At 76.5% G+C, this 19,074-nt stretch carries 9 protein-coding genes and 1 pseudogene; 7 read left to right on the plus strand and 3 right to left on the minus strand.

Annotation, left to right across the window (positions count from 1 at the left end):
• Nucleotides 1–589: pseudogene (locus tag VR45_RS25755) on the minus strand (hypothetical protein); the annotation flags it as partial.
• 269 nt (nt 590–858) lie between these two features.
• On the opposite strand from VR45_RS25755, the gene VR45_RS25760 reads away from it, so the two are divergent.
• From VR45_RS25760 to VR45_RS25770, 3 genes are all read left to right on the plus strand, one after another.
• Nucleotides 859–1,407, plus strand: a complete 549-nt coding sequence (locus VR45_RS25760; RefSeq protein ID WP_052709369.1) for a sigma-70 family RNA polymerase sigma factor — start codon at nt 859–861, stop codon at nt 1,405–1,407.
• Between the two features lie 146 nt (nt 1,408–1,553).
• On the plus strand, nt 1,554–3,233 hold the full coding sequence (locus VR45_RS47990) for a hypothetical protein (protein WP_199925999.1): 1,680 nt from the start codon (nt 1,554–1,556) through the stop codon (nt 3,231–3,233).
• Between the two features lie 304 nt (nt 3,234–3,537).
• The gene (locus tag VR45_RS25770) at nt 3,538–8,031 is read left to right on the plus strand and encodes an FtsK/SpoIIIE domain-containing protein (RefSeq protein ID WP_234326158.1); all 4,494 of its coding nucleotides are present in this window, start codon (nt 3,538–3,540) and stop codon (nt 8,029–8,031) included.
• Nucleotides 8,032–8,136: 105 nt separating this feature from the next.
• Here VR45_RS25770 and VR45_RS25775 read toward each other — a convergent pair whose 3' ends face one another.
• Nucleotides 8,137–8,439, minus strand: a complete 303-nt coding sequence (locus VR45_RS25775) for a WXG100 family type VII secretion target (RefSeq protein ID WP_045942225.1) — start codon at nt 8,437–8,439, stop codon at nt 8,137–8,139.
• Nucleotides 8,440–8,510: 71 nt separating this feature from the next.
• A complete protein-coding gene (locus tag VR45_RS25780; RefSeq protein WP_159394353.1) occupies nt 8,511–9,293 on the minus strand; it encodes a hypothetical protein in 783 nt (260 codons plus the stop codon).
• Between the two features lie 196 nt (nt 9,294–9,489).
• On the opposite strand from VR45_RS25780, the gene VR45_RS25785 reads away from it, so the two are divergent.
• The 4 genes from VR45_RS25785 to VR45_RS25800 form a co-directional block, all read left to right on the plus strand.
• Nucleotides 9,490–14,082 (plus strand): putative T7SS-secreted protein, encoded by a 4,593-nt coding sequence (locus VR45_RS25785; RefSeq protein ID WP_159394354.1) that lies wholly within the window; start codon nt 9,490–9,492, stop codon nt 14,080–14,082.
• Nucleotides 14,004–17,432 (plus strand): hypothetical protein, encoded by a 3,429-nt coding sequence (locus VR45_RS25790; RefSeq protein ID WP_045942228.1) that lies wholly within the window; start codon nt 14,004–14,006, stop codon nt 17,430–17,432. The genes VR45_RS25785 and VR45_RS25790 overlap by 79 nt, the downstream gene beginning before the upstream one ends.
• The gene (locus VR45_RS25795; protein ID WP_045942229.1) at nt 17,432–17,755 is read left to right on the plus strand and encodes a hypothetical protein; all 324 of its coding nucleotides are present in this window, start codon (nt 17,432–17,434) and stop codon (nt 17,753–17,755) included. Before VR45_RS25790 ends, VR45_RS25795 begins: the two co-directional genes overlap by 1 nt.
• On the plus strand, nt 17,734–19,074 hold a 1,341-nt coding region (locus VR45_RS25800; protein WP_045942230.1), incomplete at its 3' end, for a right-handed parallel beta-helix repeat-containing protein. The genes VR45_RS25795 and VR45_RS25800, both read left to right, overlap by 22 nt.

Below are 19,074 nucleotides of genomic sequence, written 5' to 3' on the forward strand. Positions count from 1 at the left end.
CCGCCGGTCGGTCCGGCGAGCCGGCCTGCGCCGGTGCGCGGGTCTGCGGTCGGACGGCGGACGGCGGGAGGGCGGCGGGCCGGTCGGTGCCGTTCCGGTCGGTGGTGTCCGGCCGTTCGGGCTCCGCGCCGGCCGCCACCGGATCGGCGGGGGCCGCGGCCGGGTCGGTCGCCGGGAGCGGCTCGGCGGGCGCGGCGGCCGAGGGCTCCGGGGCGGGCGGGGGGCTCGGCGGGCCTTCGGTCGGGTCGGCGGCCCCGGGCGCGACGGTCGTCACCGTGGCGGCGGGGGCGGCGGCGTTCGGTGCGGCGTGGGGCGCGGCGCCGTTCCCGGCGGGCAGCAGGGCGGAGCAGAGGGCGACGGCGCCGACCAGTGCGGCCGCGGCGGCCGTGGTGGTCCAGACCCTGGCCTGCGGCAGGAGCCCGCGCGGCGGGTTCGGGGTGTGGCGCAGGAAGCTGTCGGAGAAGCGTGCGGGCTCGGGGTGCCGGCCCGGTGCCGGTGTGCCGCCGTCCCGGTGCGGCCGGGGCGACGGGACGGGCGGGGACACCCGGTCGGGTACGGCGGCTGACGGCGGGTCGGACGGTCCGGACACGTGTGCCTCCAGGGCGAGGGCGGGCGCTCGGGATGTTCCTCCGGCCGTCCGGCCGCGGCATGAACCCGGGGTGTCGTGCGCGTGGCGGCCGCCCGACATCCATGGCGTGTCCATCTCACGACAGGCCGCAGTGGTCCGGAGTTCACCGGAGCATCGGCCGCCCGTTCCCCCGCGGCGCTACGGTGACGGCCGTCCGGGGGTGGACCCGTGATCCGCCCGAGGACGCGGCACCGCCCGGACCGGTCTCGCGAGGAGAGCAAGGCGGCATCATGGCGCACACAGCCGACCAGGCCCGGTCGGGGCCGACCACCGCACCGTGGGCGGAACTCCTGGTGGCCGAACGCGAAGTCCTGCACCGCTTCATCAGCGGGCTCAGCGGCAACGACCCGCACCGGGCGGAGGACATCGTCCAGGAGGCGATGTTACGGGCCTGGCAGGCCGCCGAGGCGCTGGACTGGGACGGCCGGCCGATCCGGCTGTGGCTGTTCACGGTCGCCCGCCGCCTGCTGATCGACGAGTGGCGCAAGAACCGCGCGGTGCCGGTCGGCATCACGTTCGAGGGCTTCCCGGCCCCCGTGGCGGCGGACGCCGCCGACCCGTCCGACCGGATCCTCGACCGGCTGGTGTTGGTCGATGCGCTCCGCTCGCTCGACCGCATCCACCAGGAGGCCGTGGTGCACGTCCATCTCCTCGGGCGCCCCGGCGCGGAGGTCGCCCGCGCCCTCGGGATACCCGGCGGGACCCTCAAGTCGCGTACCCACCACGGTGTCCGGTCGCTGCGCCGGCACCTCTCCGACCGGGGCGTGGTCGCCTCGTGACCGGTGCCGTCGTCCGTTCCGTGACCGAAGCCGCCGCCGGATCCGTCGTCCTTCCCGTAGGCGAAGCCTCCGCCGGTGCCCCGGGCGGCCTCCCGGTCGCGGGGGCCGCCGTCGCGTCGTTCCCGCCGTCCGGTCTCCTGCCGGCGATGCCCGGCACCACCACGCTGATCGGCATCGGCGGGGTGCTGGTGCTGCTCGCCGTCCTCGCCCACCTCACCGCCCGTCGCGCGGGTGGCTGGCGGTTGTTCCGGCGTCGCTTGCGCCGCGAACTCGCCGCTACTGCACGTGCGTTCGCCGCCCCGTTCGTGGCGCGGCATCGGTACGCACGCCAACTGCGCACCGTCCGGAGGCTGCTGGCCGACCGCGCGGGCTGGGCGGACGCCGAGCGGGCCGTCCTCGGCGCCGGACGGGTGGCGGGGGTGCGTCCGTACGCCGTACTGCTCGGCGCGCACACCGTCGGTGTACTGGTGTCCTGCGGCCCGGGCCGGCCGCCGGTCCCGCCCGAGCCGTGGGTGGTGGACGCGGCGGACCCGCGGCTCTGGTGGAGCGCCCGGGACGAGCTGCGGTCGACGGCCGCGGACGGCGGCCCGGCGCCGTTGCTGGCGCTGGTCGGCACCGACGGGCCCGCCGCGGTGCTGCTCGACCTCACGACCGGACCTGCCGTGACCGAGTTCGGTGGCGACCGGGTGCTCGCCCACGCCGTACTTCAGGCGGTGGCGGCGCAGTTGGACGTCCGGCTGCCGGTGGGCGCCGTGGTGGTCACCGACGGCGTCCACGCGCGCCACGCGGGCCCGGCACCGGTCGAGGCGCTCGCCGCGGCCGACCGGGTCGCGGCGGACGGAGAGCCGGCCTTCGCCGTCTGTCCGGTCGCCCCCGCGGGGTTCCGCCCCGCGACGGGTGCCCGGTTGCTGGTGCTCGGCGGTGCGCGGGGCTCGGCCCGGCTGGTGACGGTCGACCGGGACGGCCTCCGGTTGCGCGGGACGGCGCTGCGGGTCGAGGCGGTCGCACTGGCCAGGGCCACGGCCCGGATCCTTCGGGCCCTGCCGCCCTACCCGGCCTTCGCACCGGCCGAGTTGGACGAATCCGACCTGGTGGAGCCGGGCGGTGTGCCGGTGGAACCGGAGGAGCTGCCGGAGTCGTCGGAGTCGGAGGAGCCGTCGGAGGCACCGGAGTCGGCGGACCTGGGGGAGCCCGAGGAGTCGACGGCAGGGTCCGTGTCGGTCACGGGAGTGACGACGGATCCGGATTCGTCCGAGGAACCGTCCGAGGACTCGTCCGACCCGTCGGACCCGTCGGAGGAATCCGGTCCGGGCGGCGAACTGCCGGGCGCCGGAACGTCGGTGGCGCTCGTGTCGCAGCCGTTCCGGGTCGGGCCGGTGTATCCGGAACCGAACGAGGGGAGCGGATCCGGTTCGGAACCGTCGTCGTTCCGGGTCGGCCCGGTGGTGCCGGACCCGACGGTCCTGCGGCTGCTGCTGCACGGACCGGAGCCGGAGGAGGAGCCGGTCGAGCCGGACGAGCCCGGGGCGGCGGAGTGGCCGGCGCCCGGCGTCGCGTCCGCGTCCGGCGTTCCGAAGCCCCTCCCGGACGCGGAGTCCGCATCCTGGCCCCCGCCGGAAGCGGAGTCCTGGCCCCCGCCGAACCCGAAGCCGAACCCGGAACCGGAACCGGAGCCCGAGCCCGGGCCCGGGCCCGAGCCGGATGTCGAGGACGACTTCGCCGAGCCCGAGCCCGAGCCCGGGCCAGGACCGGCCGGGTACACGGCCGGTGTCTCCGCGCGTCCCTCCGAGACCACCCTCCTGTCCGCGACCCGGCCCGTCGGCTGATCGTGCGGCCGGGCCGCGCCCCGGCATCCCGGCCGACGACCCGCCCGCCCCAGCCCAGCCTGCCCGACCCCCCCTGGAGACCACCCGGTGAAGCTGACCGTCACCGTCGCCGACGGCACCGACCGCCGCGACCACGGGGGCCGTCGGGACCGCCGGGCCCGGGCAGGACCCCGGTCCCCCCGGCGACGACGTGGAAGCCTTCCTGGCCGGAACGGGAGCCGTCGCCCCGCGCGGACTTCACCTCGGGGCGCGGCGGTTGGACCCGGGGACGGCGGTCGCCGGGACGGGTGTGCGGGAGGGTGCCGTGCTCGGTCTCGGCGCTCCCGCCGACGAGCCCGACCGGGTCCGGAGCAGCGCACCGGACCGGCGCCCGGGCGACCCCGTCCAACTGGAGCTGCACCTCGTCTCCGGTCCGGGGGCGGGGCGGATCTGGCGGCTCGGGCCCGGCAGCCACGAGATCGGCACCGACCCGTCCTGCACGGTCCGCCTCCGCGGCTCCGGCGCTCCCGCGGGCGGCCTCTGGCTGACCGTCGGCCCGGACGGCTCGGCGGGCTGGCACCGCGCACCCGTCGGCCCCGGTCGGTCGAAGGACCCCGAGGGCTCCCCGGACAGCGACAGCGACAGCTACGGCTATGGCGACGACGACGACGGCGACGGAGCGGGCTCCGTCCCGGGTGCCCCCGAGGGCGGCACCCCACCCCCGGACGACGGCGACGAGGCGATCGCGCTCCGCACGCCGAGCCCGCCCGCCACGGAGCGCAACGTCCACACGGACCGCACCGACCGCACCGACCGCACCCACCGCACCCACCGAGCCGACCGCGCCGACCGCGCCGACGGCGGCACCGCCTGGCCGGTCGGCGCCGACCTCACCGTCGGCGCCGCCTTGCTGCGCCTGGTCGAGCCGGTCGAGCCGGACGCCGCCGTGGTGCCGTCCGCCGACGGCCTCGGCGTCGACTACAACCGCCCGCCGCGGATCGTCCCGCACCTGGACGCCGAGCGGATGCGGCTGCCCCTGCCGCCGACCGCCCCCTCCCGGCGGCCCTTCCCGCTGCTGCTGATGCTGGCCCCGGTCGTGCTGGGCATGGTCATGGTGGCGGTCTTCCAGTCGTACTTCTACCTGGTCTTCATCCTCTTCAGCCCGCTGATGGCCGTCTCCAACTGGATCGTCGGGCGGCGCGGCAACCGCAAGCAGCACGAGGAGGCGGTGGCCCGCTACGAGGCCCGGCGCCGCGTCCTGGAGCAGGAGATCCGGACCGCCGCCGACCGCGAGCGCCGGGTGCGCGGAGTGGCGGGGCCGGACCCCGCGACGGTCGCGCTGACCGCCACCGGCCCCGGCGGCCGGCTCTGGGAGCGGCGCCGGCACGACCCCGACCACCTGGTGCTGCGCATCGGCACGGTCGACCAGCCGTCGGTCAAGGAGATCGACGACCCGGCGCGGGACGAGAACCACCGCCTGGTGCGCTGGAGCATCCCCGATGTGCCGATCGGCATCGAGGTCGCGGAGTTCGGCGTGGTGGGGGTGGCCGGCACCGGGCCCGCCGTCCAGGCGCTGGCCCGCTGGCTGGTCGCCCAGTCCGCCGTCCTGCACAGCCCGCGGGACCTGCGCGTCGTCGTCCTCTCCGACCGCTCGCGCGCCGACGGCTGGGCCTGGGTGCGGTGGCTGCCCCACCTGCGCCCGCCCGGCGGCGGGGCCGGACCAGGCGGGGCCGCATCCGGCGGGGCCGGGCCGGTGGTGGCCGTCGGCAACGACCCGGAGTCCACCGCCAACCGGATCTCGGAACTGGTCGCCCAGATCCAGGCCCGCCGGCGGGTGCTCGGCTCCTCCATGGGCAAGGCGATGTTCAACGAACCGGACGTCCTGGTGATCGCCGACGGGGCCCGGCACCTGCGCGACGTGCCCGGCATGGTGCAGGTGCTCACCGAGGGGCCCGGGGTACGGGTCTTCAGCGTCTGCCTCGACGCCCAGGAGCGGCTGCTGCCCGAGGAGTGCGGCACCGTCGTCCTCGCCGCCGGGCACCGCCTCACCGTCCGCCGCACCGGCGCACCCGACCTCACCGAGGTGCGCGCCGACCTGGTCGACGCCGACTGGTGCGAGCAGGTGGCGAGGGCGCTCGCGCCGGTCCGCGACGTCAGCCCCGAGCACGACGCCGGACTGCCCCAGCTGGTCCGGCTGCTGGACCTGCTGCGGCTCGAACCGCCGGACCCCGCCGCCCTGCTGGCCCGCTGGCGCCGCCGCCCGGCGGCCACCTCCTTCCTGCTCGGGACGGGCTACGACGGCCCGCTCACCCTCGACCTGGTCCGCGACGGACCGCACGCCCTGGTCGCCGGGACCACCGGCTCCGGCAAGTCGGAGCTGCTCCAGTCCTTCGTGGCCTCGCTGGCCGCCGCCAACCGCCCGGACGAACTCACCTTCGTCCTGGTCGACTACAAGGGCGGTTCGGCGTTCCGCGAGTGCGCCGAACTCCCGCACAACCTCGGTATGGTGACCGATCTGGACGCCCACCTGGTGGAGCGCGCCCTGGAGTCGCTCGGTGCCGAACTGCGGCGCCGCGAAAGGCTGCTGGCCGATGTCGTGGCCAAGGACCACCCCGAGTACCGGTCCAAGCGGGTCGCGGACCCGGCGCTGCCCCCGCTGCCGCGGCTGCTGCTGGTGATCGACGAGTTCGCCACCCTGGTCCGCGAGGTCCCCGACTTCGTCCCGGGGCTGATCGGGATCGCCCAGCGCGGCCGCTCCCTCGGCATCCACCTGGTGCTCGCCACCCAGCGGCCCTCGGGGGCAGTCACCAGTGACATCCGCGCCAACACCAATCTGCGGATCGCGCTGCGGGTCACCGACTCCACCGAGAGTCAGGACATCATCGACACCTCCGAGGCGGTGCACATCCCGGCCTCCGCGCCCGGGCGCGCCCTCGTCCGGCTGGGGCACCGCTCCACGGTGCCGTTCCAGAGCGCCTGGGCCGGTGCGGCCCGCCCCGACGCGGCCGGCGCGGCCGCCGCCGAGCGGCCCCGCGGGCCGGTGCGGGCCACCGGACTGTCCTGGACCGGCCTCGGCCGCGCGCTCGCCCTGCCGCTCGTCGCGGGAGACCCCGCCGCGCCCGCCGCACCCGTCCCGACCGACCTCCAGGCCCTGGTCGCCGCCGTCCGCGAGGCCGCCGCCGCCCTGGACGACTTCACCCCGCAGCCCAGCCCCTGGCTGCCCGCCCTGCCCGAGGAGGTGCTGCTGGACGAGGTGACGGCGCTGCTGCCGCCCGCCGGGAACGCGGAACTCCCGGTGGTCCCCTACGCGTTGGAGGACGTCCCCCAGCTCCAGCAGCGCCGGGTCGCCACCGTCGACCTGGCCTCCTTCGGCCACCTGTACGTGATCGGCGCCCCCCGCTCCGGCCGCACGCAGGTCCTGCGCACCCTGGCCGGCTCGGTGGCCAGGACGGCGTCCTGCGCGGACGTCCACCTGTACGGGATCGACGCCGCGGGCGGCGGGCTGGCTGCCCTCAACGCCCTGCCGCACTGCGGGGCGGTCGTCTCCCGGCACGACCAGGAACGGCTCGAACGCCTGCTGCACCGACTCACCGCCGAACTGACGCGACGTCAGGAACTGTGCAGCGAGCGGAACGCGGCCGGGCTCAACGAGCTGCGCGCCGCGCTGCCGAAGCCGGAGCGGCCCGCGCACGTCCTGCTGCTGATCGACGGCTGGGACGCGCTGTCCGGGCTGCTGGACGACCACGACAACGGCCGGCTCGCCGACCTGGTCACCCGGCTGCTGCGGGAGGGGGCGGCGGCCGGCATCCACGTCGTCGCCACCTCCGAGCGGTCACTGCTGGGCGGCCGGCTCGCCGCGCACAACGACCACAAGCTGCTGCTGCGCCAGGGCGACCGCAACGACTACCAGTTGGTCGGACTCTCGCCGAGCAAGGTGCCGGCCGGTATCCCGGCCGGCCGCGGCTGGCACACGCTCAGCGGCACCGAGACCCAGGTCGCGCTGCTCGCCCCCGGCGCCGGCGGCCGGGAACAGGCCAGGGCGCTGGCGGCGATCGGTGCGGAGAGCACCCGCCGGGACGGCGCGGTGCCGGCCGGACTGCGTCCCTTCCCGGTCGCCGCGCTGCCCCGCTCGGTGGACTTCGCGGAGGCGTACGCGGCCGTCCCGGAGGACTCCCGTCGCCCCCTGTGGGGCCTGCTCGGCCTCGGCGGCGACGACGCCGGACCGGTCGGGGTGGACCTCGCCGGGGCCGCCGCGGCCTTCGCGGTGCTCGGCCCGCCCGGATCCGGGCGCAGCACGGCGCTCGCCTCACTGGCTGTCTCGCTGCTCGCCGGCGGCACCGGGCTGGTCGTCCTCGCGCCGCGCCACTCCCCGCTGCGGGCGCTGGCCCGGCACGCCAGGGCCCGGGTGCTGACCGACGCGGACCCGTCCGCACAGGACGTGCAGGCCGCCCTGGACGGACTCACCGGTCCCCGCGTGGTGGTGGTCGACGACGCGGACCTGCTGGCGGCGCCCGCCTGCGACCGCGTGCTCAAGGAGGTTGCCGCCTTCGGCCGGGACCGCGGCCTCGGCCTGGTCTACGCGGGGTCGGCGGACGCCCTCCAACTGGCGATGGGCAGTTGGCTCAGTGCGGCCAAGCGGGCCCGGCGGGGTCTGCTGCTGGGGCCGAAGAGCCTCCAGGAGGGCGACATGATCGGAGTCCGGCTGCCGGTGCACCTGATCCGGGCCACCCCGGTCGCGGGCCGCGGCTGGACCACCGGGCGGGGCGGCGAGGCGATGGCCGTGCAGGTGCCGCTGACGGTGCTGCGCAGCGAGGACTGAGTCGGGGGCCGGACGGGCCGGAGACCGAGCGAGTCGGGGGCCGGGCGGGCCGGGGCCGGGGTGCGCAGCACGGAGCTGCGCACCCCGGCCCGTGCGGTGCCGGCGTCAGCTGCTCTCGCGCAGGCTGCTCGCCATGTCCTGGTCCATCTGGTGCATCTGGTCCTTGATCTGGCGGAACTGCTTCGCGAAGCCCTTGATGCCCTCCATCGCGGCCAGCAGGCTGGTGTTGAACTTGTCGTACGCCTCCTGCATCGCGGGGCTGGACTGCTGGAACACCATGCCGTCGCCGAGCAGGTTGTTCACGTCGTTCTTCAGGTCGTTGAGCATCGGCACGATGTTCTCGGCCGCCGAGTCGAGCCGGCCCGAGGTGGTCTCGATCTTCTCGAAGTCGAGGGAGATGTTGGGCATGTCGCGGTCCTTTCGAAGGGGGGTCGGCCGGCCGGGGAGGTCGTCGGTCCCGGCCGGTTCGGGCGGCGCCCTCAGTCGTCCTGGGAGCTTCCGCCGCCGGTCTGCTGCCATTCCTGGCCGGGCCCGTTGCGGTGGTACTGGGTGGCCGTGCCGTCGTTGTCGGTGACGGTCATGTCGCCGCTGCCGTCCTCGTGCAGGTGGGTCTCGGCGTGGTTCTTGGTGCCGTCCGCGTACACGGTGTCGGTGGTGAACGAGCGGCCGTGGTCGGAGTAGGCGGTGGTGGAGGTGTAGCTCTGCCCGTCGTGGGTGACGGTGGTCTCCTCCTTGATCACGTTGTGGTCGGCGTCCAGGGTGAGGTGGGTGTGCACCGAGCCGTTCGCGGTGTCGATGGTCTGGTCGACGGGCGGTGCGCCCGGGTCGGTGGCCCGGCAGAACTCCGGCACGGTGCCGTCCTCGCCGGGGTGGCACTGGTCGGCGTGGGCGTTGCGGTACTCCCAGGCGGCCTGCCGGTCGCGCCACTGGTCGAGCCCCATGTTGGCGCCCATCACGCCCAGGCCGTCGGCGATCTGGGCGTCCACGTCGAAGAAGCCGTCGGCGACCGCGCCGAACACGTCGCCGAGCTGCTTGAGGTGGTCCACGGCCCGGTTCATCGGGTCCTTGGAGAGCCGGTAGAGGCTGCGGAAGCCGTTGGTGACGTTCGGATCGCCGAACACCGCCTGGGCGTCGCCGAGCTTCCCCGAGCCGTACTGGGAGAACAGGCTGTCGTGGAGGGTCGGGGAGATCCGGTCGGCCAGGTTGTGAAGGTCCTTGCGGGCCTCGTGCAGGACGCCGTAGTCCATCGAGAAGTCGGGCACGGGATTTCCCTCCGGTCGGATCGGCGCGCGGTGTTCCCGGTCGACCACGTGCCGGCGGCCCCCGCGGTTCACCGGACACCGGGTGCCGTCGGGTGCCGTCCGCCGTGAACCGCCGGGGACCCCGGCACGTGGTCCTCCCGAGAAGTGCCGCGCGCCGCGGCGGCCGGCCGTGCCCATGGACGAGGAGGAGACGACGGTGCCCCAGCGTCCGACCGACTGGAACGCGATCGGCCTGTCCGCCGACCCCACGCCGGGGGACCCGGACCGGATCGACGAGGTGCAGCGCTCCCTGGCCGACCTCGGCCGCACCGCCCGGGAGATCGACGACGCGCTCGCCGCCGTGCTCGACAAGACCGGCCAGGGCGCGTTCACGGGCCAGACGGCGGACGCCCTCCGGGACAAGATCAGCGGGCCGCTGCGGGCCTTCGTCCAGTCGGTGGCCGACGGCTTCGAGAACTCCGCGCGGGCCCTGACCACCTATGCCGGGGTGGTCCGCGACCAGCAGTGGCGCGCCGACAACGCGCTCTCCCAGGGCCGCGGACTGGCCCAGGACGACACCCGGCGCACCGAACTGGCGAGCACCGCCCGCCGGGCCGGCACCGCCCAGGACGAGGCCGGCCGCACCGCCGGCTCGGCCCTCAGCAGCGCCGCCCGCGGGATCAAGCAGCCGGTCTCCGACTGCGACCTGTTCTGGGAGGCCTTCCAGTGGCTGGCGATCGCGCTGATCCTGCCCGCGCTGATCTTCGGCGGGCCGATCGCGCTGATCGCCATCGGCGTCAATCTGGCGATCTTCGTGAAGACCGCGGTCGACTTCTCCCAGGGCAAGGCCAGCGCGCTGGACCTCTTCCTGTCCGGCCTCGGCATGATCGCCCCCACCACCAAGGGCCTGCCGCTGCTCAAACTCATCAGCGCCGGGGCCAAGTTCACCTGGACCGGGATCAAGGGCGTCGCCCAGGCGGTCGGCGGCTTCTTCCGCGGCGTCTTCACCGGAGGCGGCTCGCACGCCTTCGCCTTCCTGCCGGGCCTCGCCGACCTCGCCCGGATGACCGGCGGCTGGGTGAAGGCGGGCGGCCTCTGGGTGCTGAACGGGGTCACCCGGCTGCCGCACTTCGCCGGGGTCACCTTCCGGGCGAGCGGGATCGCCGTGGTCAACGGCGTCAAGGGACTGCCCGCCCTGGTCCGCGGGCTGCCGGCCAACCTCGGGCGGGTCGGGTCCGCCTCCTGGGACTTCGCGCGCGCCCAGCTCGGCGGCACCAAGTGGCTGCGGCTGGTGCTCCCCGTCGACGCGGCCGAGATCGGCCGGTACGGGCTGCGCGGCGCCCTGCGGATCGGCCTCTGGGAGCGCGGGGTCCTCGGCAACTTCCGGTACGGCGCACCGCTGCTCGGCACCGCCGGGCGGACGGCGGCCGCCGTCCCCGTGCCGCCCCCGGTGCACCGGGTCGACGGCCTCGTCGACCTGAGCCGCACCGACCTGGCGAAGGTGCGGGTCGGCGACTGGGCCGGGCCGCGCCGGCTGGAGATCCCGCACCCGGAAACGTCCGGCTCCGGCCTCTCCTACACCCGGCCGTCCGACTTCCGCCTGCACAACGACCTCGCCGACCGCCTCTCGCTCGCCCCGGACGCCGTCCGCCGGCTGGACGCGCTGCTGGACACCCCGATCCGCGAGCTGCACCCGGTCGGCAGCTGGACCGGCGGCACCGTCGTCACCCCGGGCGGGCTGCACGTCGAGACCGGACTCGGCGTCAGCGCCGCACCCGGCGGCCTGCACGGGATCGGCGGACTCGCCGCCGGCGCACCGACCCCCGCCCCCGTGCACCTGGCCGACACCCTCAGCACCGGCGGCCCCGCCACCGCCCACGTCCCGAACCTCCAGACCCAGGCGCTCGGCCTCCACCAGGCCGGCGGTGCGCCGACCGCCCTCGGCACCGGCGCGCTGCACACTGTCTCCCCGGCGACCCCGGCCGTCCACACGGCCGACCTGCTCACCCCCTCCGCGGCCGTCCCGCACCTGACGGCCGGCACGCTCCCGACGGCGGCGGTGCACGGCACGGCCCTGCCGTCGACGGTCACGGGCGCCGTGACCGTGCCCGGGCTCGGGACGGCCGGCCCCGGCGCGCACCTGAACGGCGCCCTGGACCTGCTGGCCACCGGCTCCCCGCTGAACCGGGCCGACGCGCCGGTCTTCACGGCGGGCGGGAACCTCGGCGACCACAGCACGCGTGCCCTGGCGGCCAACCAGGTCAACCTGCACCTGGGGGAGTTCGCGGCGCCGCGGGTGACCCCGGCCCCGGCGGTGGCGCTGCCGCCGGTGCACGTGCACGCCGTCACCCTGCCGACCGGTCTCGGCGGCGCACCCGGCGCCGGCGGCGTCACCGACCTCGGGGTGAACGGCGGTTCCGGGGCGCACGGCGGCCTCGGCCGGGTGGACGAGGCGCTCGGCCTGCTCCAGCCCGGCCCCGGGCACGGGACGGTCCAGGGACTCGCGGGCCCGGTCCCGGCGGCACCTGCCCCGTTGCCGCCCGCCGTCCTCGGTTCGACGCCGCTGCCGCCGGTCGCACCGGTGCACCCGGCCGCCGCGTCGGTGCACGACCTGCCGACGGTGCACGACCTGCCGACCGTGCCCGCGGCCGGCGGGCACGGCGGCCCCGAGCGGCTGACCGGCGCCCAGTTGGACCGGCTCTGGCGCGAGCAGGGCGACCGGGTGGCCGGGCTGTTCGGCGCGGCCGACGACCCCGGCCGCGGTGCCCGGCTGGACGCCTGGGCCGACCTCACCCTCGCCCGGCACGACCTCGGCCGGGCCGAGCGCCTGTCGGCGGACCTCCGGGCGCGTCCCGGCAGCGGCTCCCGGCCCAGCCCCGTGGTGATCCACGCCCAGGCCTCGGTGGACGCCGCGGCGCTCAAGGTCGACGCGGCCCTGGAGCGGGTCACCGGCCTCGGGATCGACCCCGCCCGGATGGACCGCGACCTGGCCGCGCTCACGGCGGACAGCCTCCGCGAACGCCCCCGGCTGCTCGGCGGCGCGGAGAACGGCGGCGGGATGCCGCAGCACCTCAACCCGCAGCCCCAGCTCGCGCCCAACCCGGCACCCCAGCACGGCCAACCGCAGCACGTCCAGCCCCAGCACGCCCAACCGCAGCACGCCCAGCCGCAGCCGCCGGCCCCGCAGCCGGTCGTGCTCGCCCTCGCCGACCAGGGCACCGCCGGCCCCAACGGCCTGCGGATCGAGTCCGCCACCACCCCGAACGGCACCGTCCACCGGGTACTCGACGCCCACGACGTGCCCGACCCGATGCTGCAGCCGACGCCCCGTCCCGGCGGTGGCTTCGACCTGCACGACACCCGGCTCGGCACCACCCACTCCTACGACGGCAACGGCCGTCTGGTCGCCGAGGAGCTGCCGCTCACCGGCCTCGACGGAGCCCCCGCCGGCTACCACGTGCACACCGACTTCGACCCGCAGGGGGCGGCCACCCACCGGGTGCACGACCCCGACGGCGTGACCCCCCTCCAGGCCGCCCCGCGCCCGGGTGGCGGCTTCGACCTGCGAGACCCGGCCACCGGCGGCCACCGGGGCTTCGACCACGCCGGCCGGCTGGTCGAGGAGGGCCGCCCGCTGCTCCTCGGCGACGGCACGCCGTTCGGCCCGGTCCTGCTGCTCGGACACGACAACGGCACGATCACCCGCTCGCTGTCCGGCGGCGGCCACACCCTCACCGAGCTGCCCGGCGGAGCCGGTCTGCGGGTCACCGACCCGGTCACCGGCCGCTCGGCGCTGTACGACAACGGCGGAGCCTTCCGCGCCGAGGGCCTGGCCCTCGGGGACGGCGCGGGGCTGCGCGGGAACCGCTTCGTCGTTCCGCAGGGTGGCGGCGGGCACGCGCTCACCGACGCCGGTGGCGCTGTGCTGCCGCAGCCGGTGACGGATCTGGCGAATGGTGGGGTGCGGTTGACGGATCCGGTGACGGGGCGTTCGGTGCGGTACGGGGCGAACGGTCTGCAGGTGGAGGCGGGGGTGTCGCTGGCCGACGCGGCGGGTGCCCGTGGCACGCACTTCCTGGCCGACGGGAATCCGCCGAGGGTGACGGATGCGGCGGGTACGCCGACGGGTCTGACGGGGGAGGGGCTGACGGGCGGTGGGTGGCGGGTGACCGACCCGGTCACCGGAGTCTCGACCCGGTACACGCCGCAGGGCGGGTTCGCCGAGCGGGGCGTGGCCCTCGGGGATGGCGCGGGGGTGCGGGGCGGCCGGTTCGTCGTCCCGCAGGGCGGAGGCGGGCACGCGCTGACCGACGCGGCCGGCGCCCTGCTGCCCGAGCGCGTGGTGGCGCACCCCGGCGGCGGGTTCCGGGTCGAGGGCGCGCCCGCCGTCCCGGGCGGCGGCGTGCCGTACGAGCGGTTCGCCGCCGACGGCACGCTCACGACTGACGGCCGGCAGTTGCTCGACGGCAACGGCACCGTCGTGGGCCACTTGGAGCGCCCGGTGCCCGCGCCCGGCCACCCGGTCCCCGGCCACGCGCCCGGCCAACCGGCGCCCGCCGGGCAGCCGGCCTGGCTGGACGCCGCGTTCCAGCCGGACGCCACGCGGGTGGTCACGCCGGCCTCCGGGTCACCGCCCCCGGCGGCTCCTACCGCGTCTTCGACGACGCCGGGCGGCTCACCGACGACGCCGCCCGCCTGCACGCGCCCGGCGGCGGAGCGCTCGACCAGTGGGTGGCCGTGCACACCCCGCCCGGCGGCCCGCGCACCCTCCGGGTGCTGGACGGTACCGGCACCCCGGTGCCGAACCTGACCGCCGCCGACCGCCCGGCCGGCGGCTTCCAGGTCACCGACGCCGCCGCCGACAACGGCTTCGCGCGCTACGGCGCCGACGGCGCCCGGCTGGAGACCGGTACCGCGCTGCGCGGCCCGGACGGCAACCCGGACCACACCTTCGCCGTCCTGCCCCCGCCCGGCCCCGGCGGCGCCGCCCTCCCCGGCCGGCTGGAGGACGCGGCCGGGGTCCGGGTGCCCGAACGCACCGTCACCGTCCGCGCCGACGGCGGCCTCCAGGTCTCCGTCGACCGGCCGAACGGCCCCCGGCACGGCGAGTACACCGCCCACGCGCCGGGGGACGGCCGGATCACCCACCAGGGCTTCAACGTCGTCGACGGCGGGCGGCGCACCGACCACCAGTACGTCGTCGACCACACCCCGGCGGCCGGCGCGACCTGGAGCCGGCAGCCGCACCCGGCGGCCGCCGTCCCGCCGCCGGCCGGCACCGGCGCCTTCCACCACGGCCGGGTGGAGACCGTCGGCGGCGGCGACCGGATCCGGCTGCTCTCCTCCACCTACACGCCGGTCGAGGTGTTCGAACGCCGGGTGCTGCCCGGCGGCGGTCTGCTGGACTCCTTCCGCCGCACCGACACCCTGTTGTTCGGCGACCTCGACCGCCGTACGGTCTGGACGCAGTGGGACGCCGCCGGCGGCCTCGGCGGGCACGGCACCCGGCGCTACGACACCTCCGGCTTCGGCTGGCGGGACCTCGACCACCGCGGCAACCCCGTCCACGAGTACCGGGACGGGCTGCAGAAGACCGGCGGGGTCACCGGCCACACCTTCGCCGTCCGCAACGCCGACCGCAGCTGGACCTGGCACCGCTTCGACGGCGCCGGCCAGGAACTCGCGCACGGCCCGCGCACCCAGCACCGGGACGCCGGCTGGACCGACCGGCTGGCCGACGGCACCCTGGTCCAGAAGCAGTGGGGGATGGGTCACGGCCCCGGTAAGGCCGGCCAGTTCCTGGAGCACACCTGGCAGGGCGGCGGCGTGCGGCAGACCTGGGAGCGGCACTCCCCGCACGGCAAGGAGGTCGGCAAGCGCGAGGTCCTGGCCACCGACAACGCGGTCCTGACCACCACCCGCTGGTCCGAGCAGCGCCCGCCGCTGTGGGTGCGCAGGCACCTGGTGGGTGCCGGCGGGCCGCAGGGCGTCGCCGCGCACCTCGCCGACGACACCCGCTACCAGGTCTTCCTGTGGGACAAGGCGGGCGGCGTCAACCCGGGCGGCGGCGTCCGCTACGTCGGCATGGACGGCGCGGCCGTCGACCTCGGGGCCGACGGCCGCTTCGTCCGCTCCACCGGGAAGCTGCACGGCGGCAGCACGCTCAAGGTCGGCGACCACGCCAACCCGCCCGCGCACCCGCCCACCGATCCGGCCCACCTGCCCTGGGAGGAGCCCGGTCGCCGCGGCTACCGGGTCGAGGTGGTCCCGCCCGCCGGGGCCGGCCGCGACCACCCGCTGTGGCAGGACCGGTTCAGCCCGGACGGCGGCGCCAACTGGCAGGTCGCCCGGGAGGGCTTCGCCGACGGCTCGGTCCGCGAGTACCGGGTGCCGCCCCAGGTGGATCCGGCGACCGCCAACGTCCAGGGCCGGGGCACCCACGCCTGGGTCCAGCGGGACGCGCACGGCAACCTGACCGGCAGCCACGACATCTGGCAGGACGCCCAGGGCCACCGGATCGAGGTCACCGGCACCGGCCGTCCGGACTCCGGGCGGTGGACCTGGACCGCCACCGACCACCTGGGCAACCGGACCACCGGCCGCCGCGAGTCCTTCCGCGGCTCCGACGACCCCCGGCTGCCCTGGGACGACTCCTTCCGGGACTTCGACGCGGGCGGCGCCCTGCTCCGGGAGCGCAACATGCTGGACGGCGGTCGCTGGGTCGACTCCTGGCGGGGCGCCGCCCCGCCCGGCGGCGGGCAGCGCTGGCACACCGCCAAGTACGAGGCGAACGGCACGGCCGTCGACTTCGGCGCCGGACAGCAGGTGCGCCGCTGGTGGAACGCCGACACCCGGGCCTGGCAGGACAACTGGACGGCCGGCACCCGGCACTTCCGCGACGAGTTCCGTCCGGCCGCCGGCGGCCCCGCCCTCACCCTGCGCGAAGTCCCCCCGCACCTCGCGCTCGGCGAGGGGCCGCTGCGGGTGCGCCAGTACGTCCCAGGCGGCAACGCCCCGCACCCCGCGGGGAGTTGGAAGGAGTTCGACCACGGCGCGGTGGTCCGCGAGCGCAAGCCGCTCGGGGACGGCACCTTCCTGGAGAAGGACGCCTGGCGCGGCCAGTGGCGCCGCTACGACCAGAACCACCGGATCATCGCCCAGCGCACCGACAGCGGCCTGGTCTGGGAGACCGGGCCCGGCGGCAATCTGTGGGTCACCGGCAACGAGTACGACTTCCGCGGCCCGCTCACCGAGATCCGCGGCTTCGGCCGGCGGGTCCGCGAGGCCAACCGGCTGCCCTGGGGCGACTCGGTCGAGGTGCGCGTGCCGCGGATGCAGAACGCCCTCGCCGGTGTCCCGGGGCTGCCGGCGGCGCGCAACGGCGCGGTGCCGCTCGGCGAGGCCCTCTACCAGCCGTACTGGAAGGTGCTGGCGAAGAAGGTCGCGCTGGAGTTCGGCCAGGAGTTCGTCCTGGAGTTCGGCGCCAACCTGGCCGTCAACGGCATCGTCGCCGCCGCCAACAACAAGCCCTTCACCGGCAAGGACGTGCTCAAGTCCTTCGCCAACGCGGCGGTCGGGGCGGGGGTCAAGAGCCTGGTCTCCACCGGCATGCACGAGCTGCGCGGCAGCGCGGTCGGCGGCCCCAAGTCGGTGTTCGGCAACGTCGACGGCGGCAAGCACGAGCTGCGCCACCCCAACAACCACGACAAGCACTGGGCCAACGAGTGGGCGGGCAACGAGACCCCGACCCGCTGGCGCGGCGGCACCTACGACTTCTTCTACAACGCCGCGCTCGGCGGCGTCGTCGGCTGGGTCAACGGCGCCATGAACGCCGCCGTCTGGGGCGTCACCGGCGCCGACGGCAAGACCCATGTGCTCAGCGGCATGGACGCCTTCCTGGACGGCGGCATCGCCGGCCTGGCCGGTCTGACCACCGCGAGCAGCGCGGCGCTCGCCAAGAACGCCGTCATCGCCGGCGGCGGCAGCCGCTTCTTCCACCGCCAGGGCTTCGCCGAGTTCTGGCTCCAGCTCCCGTTCAAGATCTTCGAGAAGACGGTCACCTCGCTCTGGCTGACCAACGCCTACCGGGCGAGCATCGACCCCGCCTGGTACCGAGCCCCCCTGCCCGCCCCCGCACCGAAGCAAGGACAGCAGCCCTGATGCCCCACCGGACCACCCGGACCCATGTCGTCGGCCCGCGCGGCCGCGGCGCCCACCGTCTCGTCGCCGACGCCCTCCGGGCCGCGCAGCCCGGCGACACCGTGGTCGTCACGCCCGGCCGTTACCAGGAATCGCTCGAACTGGCCCACCGGGTCGTCCTGGTCGCCGAGCAGGGCCCCGGGACGGTGGTGCTCGCGGCCCCGCCGGGCGGCGCCCCGGTGCTCCGCGTGCTCGGCCCCGACTGCCTGCTCCGGGGCCTCGAACTGGAGGGCGCCGACCCCGGGGACCCGGCCGTCACCTCGTGCTCGACCACTGCACCGTGACCGGCGGCCGGATCGAGGTCCGCGGGCCGGAGGGCGCCGAGCCGGGGGACTTCCGCGAGGGCGAGGAGGGGACCTCCGCCGTGCTGCTGCGCGACTGCCGGCTGACCGGCGCCCGGCACGCCGCCCTGCGGCTGTCCGGCGGCGCCCGGGTGCGGGTCGAGTCCACCACCGTCGCCGAGGTCGACGGGGTGGGCGCGGTGCTCGCCGGCACCGCCCGGCTGGACGTCACCGGCCTGCGCCTGGAGTCCACCACCGGCTCGGGGATCCGGCTGCGCGGGAGGTCCCGGCTGCGGATGACGGAATCTCGGCTGACCTCCCCGGGCCGCGCCGGGCTGCTGCTGGAGGACACCGCCCACGCCCTGGTCACCACCACCCGGATCGAGACGCCCGGGACCGCCGGCCTCCACCTCGGCGGCGAGTCCCACGCCGACCTGACCGACACCCGGGTGCTGCGCCCGGCCGCCAGCGCCCTGGTGCTCCAGGACGGCGCCCGGTTGACCGCCGACGGCTGCACGGTCACCGCCCCGGGCGCCAACGGGCTGCTCGCCACCGGCACGGCACGCGCCCGCCTCACCGACTGCCGGCTGGAGGACTGCGGGTTCAGTGCGGTCCACCTCGCCGACCGCGCCGAGGCCGTGTTCACCGACTGCCGGGTGCGCCGGGGCGCCGAGCACGGCTTCCACGTGGCGGGCTCGGCCGTACTGGGCCTCACCGACAGCACGGTCGGCGAGATCGTCCTGACCGGCGTCGCCGTCACCGACGAGGCCCGGGCCACCGTCACCGGCTGCCGGATCGACACCGCGCACACCGGGGTCGCCGTCGCCTCCCCGGCCGGCTCCCGGATCGACCGCACCACGGTCGTCGGAGCCTCCCGGGCCGGACTGGAGGTCTCCTCCGGCGGCCGCGCCGTGCTGACCGGCAACCGGGTCACCGGCTCGGGCGCCGCCGGACTCCTGTTCGACGCCGGCTCCGAGGCCACGGTGGAGGGCGGCTCGGTGGAGGGCGGCAGCGGCTCGGGCGTCGTCGTCTGGACCGGCGCCCGCCCGGTGATCACCGGACTGCGGATCGACGGCACCGGCCGCAACGGCGTGTACTTCGCCGAGGGCGCCGGCGGCCTGCTGAGCTCCTGCGACCTGGTCGGGACCAGGCTGCTGGTCGGGACCAGGCTGCCCGCACTGCACCTGGCGGCCGGCGCCGCGCCGCGACTGCGCCGCTGCCGGGTACTGGACTGCCCGGCCGCGTTCGGCGGCGACGGGGCGGCGACGCCCGTCCTGGAGCAGTGCGACGTCGACGGCGCCCCGCTGTCCTTCGCCGCCGGC

Origin of the sequence: Streptomyces sp. NRRL S-495 (genome assembly GCF_000966955.1) — a bacterium.
Taxonomy (GTDB): Bacteria; Actinomycetota; Actinomycetes; order Streptomycetales; family Streptomycetaceae; genus Kitasatospora; species Kitasatospora purpeofusca.